The organism is Streptomyces sp. NH27, assembly GCF_056859195.1.
Genome location: NZ_JACEGK010000153.1, coordinates 1 through 14,681, shown reverse-complemented (window position 1 = coordinate 14,681; position 14,681 = coordinate 1). Strand labels below are relative to the sequence as shown.

Below are 14,681 nucleotides of genomic sequence, written 5' to 3'. Positions count from 1 at the left end.
CACCCAGGCCCCTTGCCGTCACGGCGCCGTACGCGGCTGCTCCGGCCCGTCCCCGCGCGGCTGCCGCGCCTTCCGCACCCGCCCGCTGATCGCCGGCCCCACCGCGATCACGATGGTCAGCGCCACCGCCAGCGCCACCCCCTGCCACGGCTTGTCGAAGAGCGACCCGCCGAGTATCCCGATGAGCTGGTACGCCGCCGCCCACGCCAGGCACGCGGGGATGTCGCCACGGACGAAGCGCCGCATCGGCATGTCCGCCAGCAGGCACGCCACCATCACCGGGATGCGCCCCGCGGGCACCAGCCGGGACAGCACCAGCACCGCCGCCCCGTGCCGGTCCAGCTGCCGCTCCGCCCGCTCCAGCGTGCCCTGCTCGGCCCGCTGCTGGAGCCGGTGCAGCCAGCGCGAGCCGTTCCGCGACCGCACCCCGCGCAGCCCCAGCCAGTACAGCGCCACGTCGCCGATGAACGCCGCCACCGACGCCACCGCGAAGACGAAGACCAGCGCGACCGGCTCGGTCTGGTGGAACGCGACCACCGCCGCCCCCGACACCAGCGCGCCGGTCGGCACCACCGGCACCAGCGAGCCGAGCACCACCAGGAAGAACAGTGACGGGTAGCCGATCGCCGACTGCGTGCCCGGCGACGCCGCCGGGTGCGTGGCGGAGTGTGCCGCCGCGGCCAGGAAGTCGATCACCCCGCGCTCCCCTTCCCGGCCCGGCCCACGTCGGTGACCTGTACGCTCTGCCCGTGCGCCGGCCGGTGCACCGCCACACCCGGCGCCAGTTCGGCGGCGAACCGCTCGAACTCCTCGCCCGGCGTGTGGAACTCGTGCGGCCGCACCGCCTCCATCCCGATCGGCCAGTACGTGCCGTAGTGCACCGGCACCGCCGCCCGGGGCGCCAGTTCGGCCAGTGCCCGCGCCGCCCGCTCGGCGTTGAGGTGCCCGGCGCCCAGGAACGGCCCCCAACCTCCCACCGGCAGCAGCGCGATGTCGCACGGCCCGACCGCCTCGGCCATCCCGTCGAACAGCCCGGTGTCCCCGGCGAAGTACGTCCGCGCCTCGCCCGCCAGTACGTACCCGAGCGGGGCGGCCCGCTGCGGCCCGTAGGGCAGCCGCCGCCCGTCGTGCGCGGCGGGTACTGCCCGCACCGCCAGGTCGCCGAACTCCACCACGTCCCCGGCGGTCACCTCGACCAGCCGCAGCCGGTCCCGCACCCGTCGCAGCGCCGGCACCGCGGCTTGCGCGCCGCGCGGCAGCAGCACGGTGGTGCCCGGCGCGAGCCGTGCCAGCGAACCGACGTGCAGATGGTCGGCGTGCAGGTGCGACACCAGCACCACATCCGCCCGGGCGGCCTGTGCCGTGGGCAGCGCCCCGCGCCGCCTGCGCAGGTGCGCCAACCGTCGTACGAACAGCGGGTCGGTGAGCACCCGCACGCCGGAGTCCTGCACGGTCACCGTGGCATGCCCCCACCACGTGATCTCCACCACCACGCCGCCACGCCCTTCCCGACCGCTCCTGCCGACCGCCCCGCGACCGGCGGTTCACGTCCAACACATCCGACTCGTTCGACCCGTCCGGCCGTTCACGTCGGCCGTGCCCGCCCGGCAGGTCCGGCCGTCGTGGCCCGACCCGCCCGGCTGCTCGCGCCGCCGTAATGGCCGCCAACCTTGAGCGTATGCCCTGCTCCGCCGCCGATTACCCGTCGGACCTGAGCAGACCTGCGGATATGGCAGTCTGGAGAGGTGCCTCAGCCGGGAGAGAGTCGGAGACGGGCCGCGAGGCGCAGCGCCGTGCGGACTGTCGGCCGCGTTCTCGTCGTGTGGGTGGTCGCCTCCGCGACGCTCGCCGTACTCGCCGCGGTGCTGCCCGACTTCCGGCTGGAGTCGCCCGGTGGTGACAGCCCCACCCAGGTCGCGGTCACCGCGGGGCTCGGGGCCGGCGCGTTCGGCGTGCTCAGCGCGCTGGTGTGGCCGCTGCTGGTCCGCGCGCTGCTCCTGGTACCCGCGCTGCTGCTGGGCGCGCTGGTGTTCTTCCTCAACGGCTCGCTGCTGCTGGTCGCGTTGAGCCTGACCCCGCACGGCCGCGGCGACGTCACGCCGGCCACCGCCGTGGTGATCGCCGCCGTCATGTCCGCGGCGTCCTCGGCGACCAGTACCGCGCTCGCCGTACGCGACGACGCCGCCTACGGGCGCCGGCTGGCCCGGCTGGCCGGCCGCCGGCGGCGGCACGCCGACGACCCGCCGCTGCCCACCACCCCCGGCACCGTCTTCCTCCAACTCGACGGCGTCGGCCACGACGTGCTGCGCGACGCGCTCACCGCCACCCCGCCGGCGATGCCGACCGTCGCCTCCTGGCTCGGCCGCACCCACCGGCTCGCCCCCTGGCGCACGGACTGGAGCAGCCAGACCGGCGCCAGCCAGCTCGCGATCCTGCACGGCACCAACCACGACGTCCCCGCCTTCCGCTGGTACGAGAAGGAGACCGGGCAGGTCATGGTCTGCAACCGCCCCTCCAGCGCGGCGGAGTTGGAGCGGCGGGCGGTACGGCGGACCGGCTGCGGCGGCCTGCTCGCCGACGACGGGGCCAGCCGCGGCAACCTCTTCACCGGTGGCGCCGAACAGTCCGCCCTGGTGATGTCGGTGGCGGCGCAGCGGGCGAAGTTCACCCGGTCCAGGTCCGGTTACTTCGCCTACTTCTCCGACCCGGCGAACGCCGTGCGCACCGCCTGGTCGTTCGCCGCCGAAGTCGGCCGGGAGATCGGGGAGTCCACCGCGGCCCGGCTGCGGCGCGACCGGCCGCGGATCAAGCGCGGCGGCCTCTACCCGCTGCTGCGGGCGTTCGCGACGGTCGTCGAGCGCGATGTCGCCGTCGCGGCGGTCATCGGCGACATGCTCGCCGGGCGCACCGCGGTCTACGCCGACCTGGTCGCCTACGACGAGGTCGCCCACCACTCCGGGCCGCGCAGCCGCGACGCCCGCAAGGTACTGGCCCGGCTGGACCGCTCGCTCCGGCTGATCGCCGACTCCTCCCGCTACGCCCCGCGCCCGTACCGGATCGTGCTGCTCTCCGACCACGGTCAGAGCGCGGGGGAGACCTTCGAGGGTGCGTACGGCACGGGCCTGCGCGAGTTGGTGCGTGCCGGGTGCGGGCTCACGGAGAGCGCCGCGGCCGGCGGGCGGCGGACCACGCGGCGGGGTGGTGGCGCGGAGGCGCGGACGGCGGCGCGGACCGCGCTGCGGCGCCCGGAGCGCGGCAGGCGGGCGGAGGAGGAGGAGTGCGAGGGGCCGCCGTCCGAGCCGGTGGTGCTCGCCTCGGGGAACCTCGGGCTGGTCGCCTTCCCCGACATCGCCGGGCGGGCGACGCTGGAGGAGTTGGAGCGGCGTTGCCCCGACCTGCTGCCGACGCTCACCGGGCACCCCGGGATCGGCTTCGTCCTGGTGCGCAGCGCCGCGCGCGGCCCGGTCGTCCTCGGCCCCGACGGCTCGCGCGAGCTGGCCACCGGGCGGGTGACCGGGGCCGACCCGCTGGCGCCGTTCGGGCCGGGCGCCGCCGCGGCCGTCCTGCGCGCGGACGCCTTCCCGCACACCGCCGACCTCATGGTCAACTCGGCGTGCGACCAGGCGACGGGCACGGTGCACGCTTTCGAGGAGCAGGCCGGCTCGCACGGCGGCCTCGGCGGCCCGCAGACCCACCCGTTCCTGCTCCACCCGGTCGAACTTCCGCTTCCTGTACGGCCGTTGGTCGGCGCGGAGGCCCTGCACCAGCTCTTCCACGGCTGGCTCACCTCGGCGCCGGCCGCGCCCGTCCCGCCCGACCGCTCCGCCGCGCCCGCGGGCCCCGCCGGAACCGCGGCGCCGCGGTCGGTGCCGGCCCAGGTGTCCGGTTCGGCCGCCGCCTGCCGCCCCGCCGGCCCGGTCGGCGGCCGGATGATCGACGCCAACGGCGGCCAGGGGTAGGCGGTAGGCAAGGTTCGGGCAAGGGCCCGGCGGGAAGGGGCGCGCTCTCGGGTGGGCCGCACCTCGTCGGCGTCCGTCCGGTTCGCGCGGTCGCGCGGCGAGCGGCCTCGGTGAGCGCACGGCGTCTCGGGGCAGCGCGAGCGTCGCGGGGCGGCGGCCCTTCGGGCCGGGGGAGTGCCCGCCGATCCGCCGCGCTCGGCCACGCGGTCGGCCCCGGGGCACCCGCCGCAACCCGCCGCAACCCTCCGCCGACCGTGAACTCGGCGGCAGGAGAGGTCACTTGCGGCCTGCCGTGGTCGTAGGCGAAGTCGTAGTCGTCCAAGCACCCGACCGCGCCGAGCTCTTCCGCCGGCCGCACCTCGCGCCGACCCTGGGGATACCACGGGCAGCAGGCCGCGATGTCCCCAGGGCGCGGAACCTCGTCGCTACGCCGTCGCGCCTGCGTCCAGGACCAGGTCGGTGCCCACGGTGGAGGCGGCGGCGGGGGAGGCGAGGTGGAGGACGGCGGCGGCGATCTCCTCGGGGGAGGACGCGCGGCCGAGCGGCAGGCCGTCGCGCAGCCGGGCCGCCTTCTGCTCGGGCGTCTCGCCGGGCAGGGTGGACATCGGGGTGTCCACGGGCCCGGGGCTGACCGCGTTGATCCGCACCCCGTCGCGGATGTGGTCGAGCGCCGCGGTCCTGGTGAGTACGCTCACCGCCGCCTTGCTCGCCGCGTACGCGCCGAGCCCGGGTGCGCGCCGATGTGCCCCGATGTTCGAGGCGATGTTGACCACGGCGCCGCCGCCGTGCTCCCGCATGTAGGCGATCTCGTACTTCATCGACAGCCAGATCCCGGTGAGGTTCGTGTCCAGCGCGTGGTGCCACTGCTCCTCGGTGATGTCGGCGACGGCCGCGGGCGGCGGGAAGACCCCGACGTTGTTGACGGCGATGTCGAGCCCGCCGAAGTGCCGTACGGTGCCGGCGACCAGCGCGCTCACCTCCGCGGCGCTGGTGACGTCCGCGGTGAGGGCGGCCGCCTCGCCGCCGTCGGCCTCGATGAGCGCGACGGTCTCCTTGAGGGTGCGCTCGGTGCGGCCCGCGACGGCCACCCGGGCGCCTTGGCGGGCGAAGGCGCGCGCGACCGCCCGGCCGATGCCGGTGCCGCCGCCGGTGACCAGTACCGCCCGGCGGTCGAAGATCCTGTACTCCCCGGTCATGACGGGTTCCCTTTCACGTGATTTCTGGAACGATCGTTCTCGAAAATGGCTGAAACGGGCTCGGGGCAAGGGGTTCGGACGGGTGCGTGACGGGCCCGGCCCCGTACGTCTGCTGCCCGGCTGCTCAGTCGAGCAGCGTGAGCGCCTGGGCCGCCGCGTCCCGCGCCCGCTCCGCGTCGCCGCCGGCCTTGCCCACGACGCGGATGCCCTGGAGGAGCACAAGCAGCATCCGGGCCAGTCCGCGCGGGTCGCGCCCGGCCGCCAACTCGCCCTGGGCGCGGGCCCGTAGCAGCGCGGAGGTCAGGCCGGCCTCCAGGGCGTCCCAACTGGCCTCCACCCGGCGCGCGGCCGCCGCGTCGTGGGGCGCCAGTTCCACCGCGGTGTTGGTGACGAAGCAGCCGCGCCGCAGCTCGTCGCCGGCGGCCTGCTCGGCGAAGTCGGTGACGAGGGCGCGGACGGCGGGCAGCGCCGGGCCGGGCCGGGAGAGCGTTTCGAGCACCTGGTCGTCGCGGGCCCGCTGGTAGCGGCCGAGCGCGGCCAGGTAGAGGTCGTGCTTGCCGCCGAACGTGCCGTAGATGCTGGCCCGCGCGATGCCGAGCGCCTCGACCAGGTCGGCCATGGAGGTGGCCTCGTATCCGCGCCGCCAGAACAGGTCGAGGGCGCGGTCGAGTGCGGTGTCCGGGTCGAATTCCTTGGTCCTCGCCATGGCTGCGACCCTAGCTCTATCGAGAACGATCGGTCAATAAAGATCAGTCGTCAACCATTGGTTGACGATCATGGGTCGTCAACGTATGGTTGACGCATGACGGAACATCAGCCAGTACGGCTCGACTACCTCATCGACTACGTCAAGCAGCAGCACCCCGGCGACGACCCGCTCCATGACCTGGAGCACGCCGTGGGCATCGCCGGACACCTCGGCGATGTCGCGGACCACCTGATCGGGCACTACGTGGACCAGGCCCGCCGGGCGGGCGCGTCGTGGACCGACATCGGCCAGCACATGGGCGTGAGCAAGCAGGCCGCGCAGAAGCGGTTCGTGCCCAAGGCCCCCGAGGACCTGGAGTACCTCTCCGTCGACGCGACGTTCGCCCGCTTCACGCCCCGCGCCCGCACGGCCGTCGCGGACGCCCAGGAAGAGGCCCGCAGGGGCAGGCACGTCTCGGTCGAACCCGAGCACCTGGTGCTCGGGCTGCTCGACCAGGCCGACACCCTCGCCGTCCGCACGTTCGCCGCACTCGGGACCACCCCGGCGGAGATCCGAGCCGCGGTCGCCACACCCGGCACCGAGAAGCGGCCGGTCAAGGGGACCATCCCGGTGGGCGCGGCCACCAAGCGGACGCTGCGGCTCGTGCTGCGCGAGGCGCTGCGGCTCGGCCACAACTACATCGGCACCGAGCACATCCTGCTCGGCGTCCTCAGCGACGAACAGGCCCCCGCCGCAAGGGTGTTGACCGCTCTCGGCGTCGGCCACGAAGCGGCCGAGCGCTGGCTGGTCGCGGAACTCGCCAGGGTCGTGGCGGCGAACCGGGCCGCGGAGCAGGCGGCGCTCGGGGCGGACGAGGAGGCGGACGAGGGGGCGGACGACGAATCGGCGGACTGACCGGGTGGGCCGACCGGCGGACCGGTCGGCGGACCGAGCGGCGCTGCCGTGATGCGCTGCCGTGATGCGCTGCCGTGATGCGCGAGCGACCGGGGGCCGGTGCGACCGGCCCCCGGCTCACGCCTCCTTGCGCAGCGGCGGCAGCCGGTACACCGGGTCGGCGCGCGGCACTTCGGGATCCGGCAGCAGCGACAGCCGCCGGACCAGCGCCCCGGACCGCTCCGGGGCCAGGGCGAGCATCGGCGCGAAGCCGCCACGCGCCACCCTCCCGGCGGCCCACGCCGGCGACATCCCCTGGCCGTGCCCGGTGAAGCGGGCCTCGCCCGAGCGGCGCAACCCGTGCTCGGCGCCCACGTGGCGCGTGCGCCGCGACACTCGCGCGGCGATGCCTGCGCTGTAACGACCTGGGGGGTAACGCCTGCGCCCGGCCGGGGTCGGCCGGTACCCTCACGGCCGGGGCCCGCACGGGGGTGCGGCGCGAGGGGAGTGGGGACCATGGCGGGCACGGACGGCGGCGCGACCACCCGGCCGCGCGGGCGAGGCCGCCGGGACCTGGTGCTGCGGCCGTTTCCCGCCGTCGCGGCAGACACCCCGGCCGCCCAGCGCCGGGCCCTCGCGGACCTGCGGGCATGGGCCGAGCAGTGCGCCGAGGACGCCATCGACTGGTACCTGGCCGACAAGCGGAGCAAGCGGAACGCGTCGCGACTGCTCCAGGGGCTGGCGATCGTCTTCGCGGTCGCCGGCACCGCCATCCCGCTCGGCGCCGCCGCCACCGGCTCCACCGGCCAGGGCTGGGGATACGTCCTGCTCGCGGCCGCGGCCGGCTGCAAGGGCTTCGACCACTTCTTCGGGTTGTCCGCGAGCTGGATGCGGGACATCACCGTCGCGCACGCGCTGCGCTTCGAACTCGGCGAGGTCCGGCTGGAGTGGGCCGCCGACCTGCTGCGGGCCGGGCCCACCGCCCCCGCCGCACCGGACGCGCCCCTCGAACCCGCCGAGGTCGAGCGGCAGTTGGCCCTCATCAGCCGGCTCACCGCGGCCGTGCGCGGTCAGGTCGAGCACGAGACGTCCACCTGGCAGGCCGAGTTCAGCGCCGCCACCCGCCAACTCCACGAGCAGGGCGGGCTTCCCGGCCCGGACCGCCCGCCGGGTGCTTGATAGGGCGGGTGCGGGTGCCCAGTGCCGGTGTCTGTGCGGATACCGACGCCGCCTGCCGGGACGCCCCTTCGTATACCGGCCGTCAGCCCCGATACAGCGCCTCGATCTCCGCCGCGTACGCCGTCTCGATGGCCCGCCGCTTCAGCTTCATCGACGGCGTCAGCGTGCCGCGCTCCTCGGAGAACTGCCCGCCCAGGATGCGGAAGGTACGGATCGACTCGGCTTGTGAGACAAGGGTGTTGGCCGCGACCACGGCCCGCCGGATCTCCGCCTCCAGCTCCGGGTCGCGCACGAGCCGGCCGAGCGGCATGAACGGCTTGCCGCGCATCGTCAGCCAGTGCGTGACCGCTTCGGGGTCGATGGTCACCAACGCGGCTACGTAGGGGCGGTTGTTGCCGACCGCCACGCACTGGGCGACCAGCGGGTGGGCGCGTACCCGGTCCTCCAGCGGGGTCGGCGACACGCTCTTGCCGCCGCTGGTGACCAGGATCTCCTTCTTCCGGCCGGTGATGGTCAGATAGCCGTCCTCGTCGAGGGAGCCGATGTCGCCGGTGGCCAGCCAGCCGTCCCGCAGCACCTCGGCGGTGGCCTTCTCGTCGTTCAGGTAGCCGGCGAAGACCTGCCCGCCGCCGAGCCAGATCTCGCCGTCGTCGGCGATCAGCACGGTGGTGCCGGGCACCGGCAGCCCGACCGTGCCGAAGCGGGTCTGCTCGGGCGGGTTCGCGGTGGCCGCGGCGGTGGTCTCGGTCAGGCCGTAGCCCTCGTAGATGGTCACCCCGGCGCCCGCGAAGAACAGGCCGAGCTGCCGGTCCATCGCCGAGCCGCCGGAGATGCCGTGCCGGACCCGGCCGCCCAGGGCGTCTCGGACCTTGCTGTAGACCAGCTTGTCGTAGAGCTGGTGCTGCATGCGCAGGCCCGTGCCGGGGCCGGGGCCGGTGCCGAACGCCTTGGCCTCCACCGCCTCCGCGTACCGCACCGCGATGTCGACGGCCTTCTCGAACGGCCCGAGCCGGCCGCCCGCCTCGGCCTTGCGGCGGGCGCCCTGGAAGACCTTCTCGAAGACGTACGGCACCGCGAGCACGAACGTCGGCCGGAAGGCGGCCAGGTCCGGGATGAGGTCGGCGGCGGCCATGCTCGGCTGGTGCCCGAGCTTGACCCGGTGCCGGATGCAGCCGACCTCCACCATCCGCCCGAAGACGTGGGCGAGCGGCAGGAACAGCAGCGTGGACGGCTCCTCGCCCGGCTTGCTGGCGAACATCGGCTCCCAGCGGGCCACCACGTTGTCCGTCTCGGCCATGAAGTTGGCGTGCGTGATCACGCAGCCCTTGGGGCGGCCGACCGTCCCGGAGGTGTAGATGATCGTGGCGACCGCGTCCGGGGTGACCGCGAGGCGGTGCCGTTCCACCACCTCGTCGCCCAAGTGGCTGCCGGACTTGCTCAGTTGGGCCACGCAGTCGGTGTCGAGCTGCCACAGCCTGGTCAGTTGGGGCAGTTCGTCGACGGCGGCGCCGATCGTCATCGCGTGGTCGCCGTGCTCCACGATCGCGGCGACGGCCTCCGAGTCGTGCAGCATCCAGCGCACCTGCTCGGAGGAGGAGGTCGGGTACACCGGGACCGGCTGGGCGCCGATCGACCACAGTGCGAAGTCGAAGAGCGTCCACTCGTAGCGGGTCCTGGACATGATCGCGACCCGGTCGCCGAACCGTATGCCCTCCGCGAGCAGCCCCTTGGCCACCGCGAGCACCTCGTCGCGGAATTCGGCCGCCGTCACGTCGCGCCATCCGCCCTGTCCGTCCGCGCGTCCGAGCACCACCAGATCGGGATGGTCCTGGCCGTTGCCGTAGACGGCATCGGCCAGCCCTCCCGCCTGTGGTGTCGTGACCAGTGGGGGGACAGTGAACTGTCGCAACGGGTGTTCTCCTAGGGGGCCTCTGCGAGCCCGTAAGCTACCCGATCCCCGCCACCCGCGGGAGGGGTCGACAAATACCCGCTCCGTCGTGCATTCATGCAGTTCATCTGCCAGTTACCGGACGTAGCAGGGTCGGTGGCCCGCAACTGGCCCGATCATGTGGTTGACACACGGTGCGGATCTCCACCAAATCTGCCCGGATCGACCACTCTCGCTCCACCCCCAGGTCGCCGAGTCACATCCTGGCCAGCGTTTTTACGTCACTGGCGGGCGTCCGCCCGCCCGCCCGCGCCGAGCAGTGTCGGTGCGGTGCGGACTGGTGTGGTGCGGGCTCAGGGCAGCGGGCGGTGGAGGGTGTCGCCTGCCGCGAGGATCGACTGGGACAACGCGGCGGCCGCCTCCTGGGTGGCGGTGCGCGGGTGGTCGCTGCGGGGCGCGCGGCCGTGCAGCAGGACGAAGTCGACGCCGCCCAGCTCCGGCAGCCCGGCGGTACGGGGCGGCAGCCGCACCAGCCCGGCCGGGACGAGCGACTGGGCGTGGGCCATCACGCCCAGGCCCGCGCGGGCGGCCGCGACCAGGCCGCTCAGGGAGGCGCTGGTGCACGCGACCCGCCAGGCGCGGCCGTGCCGTTCCAGCACCTCCAGCGCGCGGGCGCGGGTGATGCCGGGTGCCGGGAACGCGATCAGCGGCACCGGCCGGTGCGGGTCGAGCCGTAGCCGCTCGCTGCCGATCCACACCAGGGTGTCCTGGAAGACCAGTTGCCCCGGGCCGCCGGGACCTGGGCGCTTGGCGAGGCACAGGTCCAACTGCCCCGCGTGGAGCATCCGGTGCAGGATGCCGGACAGCTCGACGGTCAACTCAAGGTCCACCTCGGGGTGTTCGCGCCGGAAAGCGGCCAGGATCTCCGGCAGCCGGGTAAGCACGAAGTCCTCGGACACCCCGAACCGCAGCCGCCCGCGCAGCCGGGTGCCGGCGAAGAAGCCGACCGCCCGCTCGTTGGCCGCCAGTATCGTGCGGGCGAAGCCGAGCATCGCCTCGCCGTCCTCGGTGAGGTCCACGCCGTGCGTGTCCCGGATGAACAGCCGGCAGCCCGCGGCCTCCTCCAGCCGCCGCACATGCTGGCTGACGGTGGACTGCCGCAGGTCGAGCCGCTTCGCTGCCTGTGTGAAGCTCAGCGTCTGGGCGACGGCCAGGAACGTACGCAGTTGCACCGGTTCGAACACGAGAGCCAGCCTACCGCGCTCATTGCGATCCGTGATGACAGTCAGTGCGGTGAGCGGGGTTCCCGATCACCGGATGGCCCGGCAGGCTGGGGCCGTGCCCAGCCCCACCGAGAGCGGATACGCCGCCAGCAGCCCCGAGACCGCCGGTTCCGCCGAGACCGGGAGCACCGGCGCCGCCGCCGGCAGGCGACCGACCGTCGCCGGCGCCGTCGCCGCGGTCCTCAAGCGACTGCCCGTCGACCCGTACATCGCCGCGCTGCTCGGCACCGTCCTGCTCGCCGCGCTGCTGCCCGCAACCGGCAGCGGGGCCCATGTGGCGAGCGGCGCCTCCGACGCCGCCGTCGGGTTGCTCTTCTTCCTCTACGGCAGCCGGCTGTCCACCGGGGAGGCGCTGGCCGGGCTGCGGCACTGGCGGCTGCACCTGACCGTGCTCGCCGCGACATTCGCGGTCTTCCCGCTGCTCGGGCTGGCCGCCCACGGCCTGGTCCCGTATGTCATCTCGCCGAAGCTCTACCCCGGCCTCCTGTTCCTGTGCGTGCTGCCGTCCACCATCCAGTCCTCGATCGCCTTCACCTCGATCGCCCGCGGCAACGTGGCCGCCGCGATCTGCGCGGGCTCCTTCTCCAGCCTCGCCGGGATCGTGCTCACCCCGCTGCTGGCCGCCCTGCTGGTCGGGGGCAGCGTCGGCATCAGCGGGCACGCCGTCACCGGCATCGCGCTCCAACTCCTCGCGCCCTTCCTCGCCGGGCAGTTGCTGCGCCGCTGGACGGCGCCGCTGCTCGCCCGCTACCGCAAAGTGCTCGGCTACGTCGACCGCGGCTCGATCCTGCTCGTCGTCTACACCGCGTTCAGCGAGGGCATGGCGGAGGGGATCTGGCACCAGGTGGCCGTGCCGCGGCTGCTGGAACTCGTGGTGGTCGAGGCCGTACTGCTCGCCCTCATGCTGTCGGCCACCGCTTACGGCGCCCGCGCGCTCGGCTTCGGCCGCGCCGACCGGATCACCATCGTGTTCGCCGGCTCCAAGAAGAGCCTGGCCTCGGGGCTGCCGATGGCCACGGTGCTCTTCGGCGGGGGCGCCGGGCTCGCCGTGCTGCCGCTGATGCTCTTCCACCAGATGCAGCTCATGGTGTGTGCGGTGATCGCGAACCGGTGGGCGCGGCAGGAGAAGCCGCCGCTAGGGTTGTCCGATGATCGAGGCGACACCGAACTCCCGGCCGGACCTGGACGCCCGGCAAGCCCCGGACTTCCGGCCTGACCCGGACGCCCGGCAGGACCCGACCGTGGACGGCCGCGACCACGGCGACCTCCGTCCCGGCGACCACGGCGACCTCCGGCCGCCCGAAGCGCACACCGATGAGCGGACCACCCTGCTGACGTTCCTCGGGTACCTGCGCGAGTCGCTGATCCGCAAGGCCGAGGGCGTCCCCGACGATGTGGCGCGCACCCCGGCGGTCCCGTCCGGCACCAGCCTGATCGGGCTGCTGCGGCACCTCGGCGCCGTCGAGCTGAACTGGTTCGTGTGGGCGTACGCGGGGGAGGGGGCCGAGCCCTGGGACGACGAGCCGGCCGCGCATGACGGTGACACCGTCGAGGCGGCCGCGGCGGCGTACCGCGAGGCGGTGCGCCGGGCCGACGCGGTGGCGCTCGGCTGCGAGGACCTGGAGCGGCCCGGTGCGCGCTCGCTGCGCGAGACGGCTGCGCCGTCGATGCGGTGGGTGCTGGTGCACATGATCGAGGAGACCGGGCGGCACGCCGGGCACGCGGACATCCTGCGCGAGCTGTACGACGGTTCGGTGGGTCGCTGACGGTCCGCGCGGCCGGGGCGGCCGGGGTACGGGGCTCAGTGGGCCTGCTCGGGCTCCAGCGCGAAACGGCCTTCCCCCGCGTAGACGTTCATGGAACTGCCGCGGAGGAAGCCGACGAGGGTGAGCCCCGACTCCACGGCGAGGTCCACCGCGAGCGAGGAGGGCGCCGACACCGCGGCCAGCACGGGGATGCCGGCCATCACCGCCTTCTGCACCAGCTCGAAGGAGGCCCGGCCCGACACCATCAGCACCCGCCCGGCCAGCGGCAGGAGCCCGTCCCGCAGCGCCCGGCCGACCAGCTTGTCCACCGCGTTGTGCCGTCCGACATCCTCCCGGACGTCGAGCAGTTCGCCGGCGCCGTCGAACAGCGCTGCCGCGTGCAGGCCGCCGGTACGGTCGAACACCGCCTGCGCGGCGCGCAACCGGTCCGGCAGCGCGCTCAGCAACTCCGGTGTCAGCCGCGGAAGTTCGGGATCGCCCGGCGGCATGCGCGTCGCGGTGCGCACCGCGTCCAGGCTCGCCTTTCCGCACAGGCCGCAGGAGGACGACGTGTACACGTTCCGCTCCAGGGAGATGTCGGGGAGCGGCACACCGGGGGAGAGGGTCACGTCCACCACGTTGTACGTGTTCCCGCCGTCGGAAGTGGCGCCCGCGCAGTACACGACGCTCGCCACCTCCTCGGCCGCGGCCAGCACCCCTTCGCTGACCAGGAAGCCGACCGCCAGCGCGAAGTCGTCACCCGGCGTGCGCATGGTGATCGCCAGCGGGCGGCCGCCCAGCCGGATCTCCAGCGGCTCCTCCGCGACCAGCGTGTCCGCGCGGTGCCCCACCACGCCGTCCCTGATCCGCAGAATGCGGCGCCGCTCGGTGACCCGTCCCATGTCGTACCAGTCCTGGTGGTCTCGTCGGTTCTTCTTGTCAGTTCGCTGCCGCGGGGTTCCCTCCACGGTGCCCCCACCGCCCGCGCACCGTGTCATAGGGTGTGCCAGGCAGGAAAGCGGAACACCACGGACTCCCAGGATGGCAGACCGAGATGACAGACCAGCCGACGTCGGCCGCCGAGCACACCCTGGGCGACAACGAGCGTGCCCTTGCGAAACTGCGCACCCTGCGCGGCAGCATCGACAACCTCGACGCGGCCCTCGTCCACCTGCTCGCCGAGCGCTTCAAGTGCACCCAGGAAGTAGGGGAGTTGAAGGCGGCGCACGACCTGCCGCCGGCCGACCCGGCGCGTGAGGCCGATCAGATCGCCCGGCTGCGGCGGCTCGCCGCCGACGCCCGGCTCGACCCCGCGTTCGCGGAGAAGTTCCTCAACTTCATCATCGACGAGGTGGTCCGCCACCACCGGGCGATCGCGGCGCGGCCGCGGCCGGACGGGGCGGGCGGGGTGTAACCGGGCCCGCCGGGGCGGTGCGTGGCCGCGCTGTCACACTTCCGCCGCGCGGCACGACTCATAGGTAGGACGCGGCCCTGATCCGCGGGGCCGTATCCCGTATCCGTATCCCGAGGATGGGAGTACCCATGAGACTCGTGATCTTCGCCGCCACCGGCGGCATCGGCACGCAACTGCTGGACCAGGCGCTGGAAGGCGGCCACTCGGTGACGGCGGTGGTCCGCAACCCCGCCAAGCTGGGGGACCGCGCGGGCCAGGACGTACGCGTGGTCACCGCCGACCTGTCGGCGCCGGACCCGGGGACGCTGGAACGCGCCGTCAAGGGCGCCGACGCGGTGCTGTCCGGGTTCGGCCCGCACGGGCAGGCGGACGCCGGCCATACCGGGAGCGGCACCCGCGCGATCGTGGCGGCGATGCACACGAGCGGCGTACGGC

General features: G+C 74.1%; 15 protein-coding genes. 7 read left to right on the top strand and 8 right to left on the bottom strand.

The annotated features are described in order from the left end of the window. Nucleotides 1-18: 18 nt before the first annotated feature. Together AC13HU_RS15025 and AC13HU_RS15020 are read right to left on the bottom strand one after the other, a co-directional pair. A complete protein-coding gene (locus AC13HU_RS15025) occupies nucleotides 19-696 on the bottom strand; it encodes a DedA family protein (protein WP_483042353.1) in 678 nt (225 codons plus the stop codon). After that, nucleotides 693-1,493: an MBL fold metallo-hydrolase gene (locus AC13HU_RS15020; RefSeq protein ID WP_483042352.1), complete on the bottom strand. Its 801-nt coding sequence runs from the start codon at nucleotides 1,491-1,493 to the stop codon at nucleotides 693-695. The genes AC13HU_RS15025 and AC13HU_RS15020 overlap by 4 nt, the downstream gene beginning before the upstream one ends. Before the next feature lie 300 nt (nucleotides 1,494-1,793). Between AC13HU_RS15020 and AC13HU_RS15015 the strand changes: the two genes are divergently transcribed. Beyond that, nucleotides 1,794-3,959 carry a phage holin family protein gene (locus AC13HU_RS15015; protein WP_483042351.1) on the top strand — a complete coding sequence of 722 codons (2,166 nt, stop codon included), beginning with the start codon at nucleotides 1,794-1,796 and terminating at the stop codon, nucleotides 3,957-3,959. A gap of 425 nt (nucleotides 3,960-4,384) precedes the next feature. Here the strand turns inward: AC13HU_RS15015 and AC13HU_RS15010 are convergent, their stop codons facing one another. Continuing rightward, nucleotides 4,385-5,155 carry an SDR family NAD(P)-dependent oxidoreductase gene (locus AC13HU_RS15010; RefSeq protein ID WP_483042350.1) on the bottom strand — a complete coding sequence of 257 codons (771 nt, stop codon included), beginning with the start codon at nucleotides 5,153-5,155 and terminating at the stop codon, nucleotides 4,385-4,387. A gap of 124 nt (nucleotides 5,156-5,279) precedes the next feature. Further along, nucleotides 5,280-5,861: a TetR/AcrR family transcriptional regulator gene (locus tag AC13HU_RS15005; RefSeq protein ID WP_483042349.1), complete on the bottom strand. Its 582-nt coding sequence runs from the start codon at nucleotides 5,859-5,861 to the stop codon at nucleotides 5,280-5,282. Nucleotides 5,862-5,957: 96 nt separating this feature from the next. Between AC13HU_RS15005 and AC13HU_RS15000 the strand changes: the two genes are divergently transcribed. Continuing rightward, the gene (locus AC13HU_RS15000) at nucleotides 5,958-6,758 is read left to right on the top strand and encodes a Clp protease N-terminal domain-containing protein (RefSeq protein WP_483042348.1); all 801 of its coding nucleotides are present in this window, start codon (nucleotides 5,958-5,960) and stop codon (nucleotides 6,756-6,758) included. A gap of 117 nt (nucleotides 6,759-6,875) precedes the next feature. On the opposite strand, the gene AC13HU_RS14995 is transcribed toward AC13HU_RS15000, so the two are convergent. Beyond that, the gene (locus AC13HU_RS14995; RefSeq protein WP_483042347.1) at nucleotides 6,876-7,133 is read right to left on the bottom strand and encodes a hypothetical protein; all 258 of its coding nucleotides are present in this window, start codon (nucleotides 7,131-7,133) and stop codon (nucleotides 6,876-6,878) included. A gap of 120 nt (nucleotides 7,134-7,253) precedes the next feature. On the opposite strand from AC13HU_RS14995, the gene AC13HU_RS14990 reads away from it, so the two are divergent. Continuing rightward, a complete protein-coding gene (locus AC13HU_RS14990) occupies nucleotides 7,254-7,916 on the top strand; it encodes an SLATT domain-containing protein (protein ID WP_483042346.1) in 663 nt (220 codons plus the stop codon). 82 nt (nucleotides 7,917-7,998) lie between these two features. Here the strand turns inward: AC13HU_RS14990 and AC13HU_RS14985 are convergent, their stop codons facing one another. Further along, entirely contained in the window at nucleotides 7,999-9,825 is a 1,827-nt protein-coding gene (locus tag AC13HU_RS14985) for an AMP-dependent synthetase/ligase (protein ID WP_483042345.1), read from the bottom strand. Nucleotides 9,826-10,157: 332 nt separating this feature from the next. Beyond that, nucleotides 10,158-11,048, bottom strand: a complete 891-nt coding sequence (locus tag AC13HU_RS14980; RefSeq protein WP_483042344.1) for a LysR substrate-binding domain-containing protein — start codon at nucleotides 11,046-11,048, stop codon at nucleotides 10,158-10,160. Between the two features lie 229 nt (nucleotides 11,049-11,277). On the opposite strand from AC13HU_RS14980, the gene AC13HU_RS14975 reads away from it, so the two are divergent. Both AC13HU_RS14975 and AC13HU_RS14970 read left to right on the top strand, forming a co-directional pair. After that, nucleotides 11,278-12,303 carry a bile acid:sodium symporter family protein gene (locus AC13HU_RS14975; protein ID WP_483042355.1) on the top strand — a complete coding sequence of 342 codons (1,026 nt, stop codon included), beginning with the start codon at nucleotides 11,278-11,280 and terminating at the stop codon, nucleotides 12,301-12,303. After that, nucleotides 12,236-12,853, top strand: a complete 618-nt coding sequence (locus AC13HU_RS14970; protein ID WP_483042343.1) for a DinB family protein — start codon at nucleotides 12,236-12,238, stop codon at nucleotides 12,851-12,853. The genes AC13HU_RS14975 and AC13HU_RS14970 overlap by 68 nt, the downstream gene beginning before the upstream one ends. 35 nt (nucleotides 12,854-12,888) lie before the next feature. Here the strand turns inward: AC13HU_RS14970 and fdhD are convergent, their stop codons facing one another. Then, nucleotides 12,889-13,734 carry a formate dehydrogenase accessory sulfurtransferase FdhD gene (fdhD, locus tag AC13HU_RS14965; protein ID WP_483042354.1) on the bottom strand — a complete coding sequence of 282 codons (846 nt, stop codon included), beginning with the start codon at nucleotides 13,732-13,734 and terminating at the stop codon, nucleotides 12,889-12,891. 152 nt (nucleotides 13,735-13,886) lie between these two features. On the opposite strand from fdhD, the gene AC13HU_RS14960 reads away from it, so the two are divergent. After that, nucleotides 13,887-14,246: a chorismate mutase gene (locus tag AC13HU_RS14960; RefSeq protein ID WP_483042342.1), complete on the top strand. Its 360-nt coding sequence runs from the start codon at nucleotides 13,887-13,889 to the stop codon at nucleotides 14,244-14,246. A gap of 128 nt (nucleotides 14,247-14,374) precedes the next feature. Beyond that, a partial coding sequence (locus AC13HU_RS14955) for an NAD(P)-dependent oxidoreductase (RefSeq protein WP_483042341.1) occupies nucleotides 14,375-14,681 on the top strand: 307 nt, incomplete at its 3' end.

Excerpts from the sequence above, each read along its gene's own strand:
- AC13HU_RS14970 (WP_483042343.1), top strand. The coding sequence starts at position 12,236 with ATGATCGAGGCGACACCGAACTCCCGGCCGGACCTGGACGCCCGGCAA.
- fdhD (WP_483042354.1), bottom strand. The coding sequence starts at position 13,734 with ATGGGACGGGTCACCGAGCGGCGCCGCATTCTGCGGATCAGGGACGGC.
- AC13HU_RS15005 (WP_483042349.1), bottom strand. The coding sequence starts at position 5,861 with ATGGCGAGGACCAAGGAATTCGACCCGGACACCGCACTCGACCGCGCC.
- AC13HU_RS15010 (WP_483042350.1), bottom strand. The coding sequence starts at position 5,155 with ATGACCGGGGAGTACAGGATCTTCGACCGCCGGGCGGTACTGGTCACC.
- AC13HU_RS14960 (WP_483042342.1), top strand. The coding sequence starts at position 13,887 with ATGACAGACCAGCCGACGTCGGCCGCCGAGCACACCCTGGGCGACAAC.
- AC13HU_RS14990 (WP_483042346.1), top strand. The coding sequence starts at position 7,254 with ATGGCGGGCACGGACGGCGGCGCGACCACCCGGCCGCGCGGGCGAGGC.
- AC13HU_RS15000 (WP_483042348.1), top strand. The coding sequence starts at position 5,958 with ATGACGGAACATCAGCCAGTACGGCTCGACTACCTCATCGACTACGTC.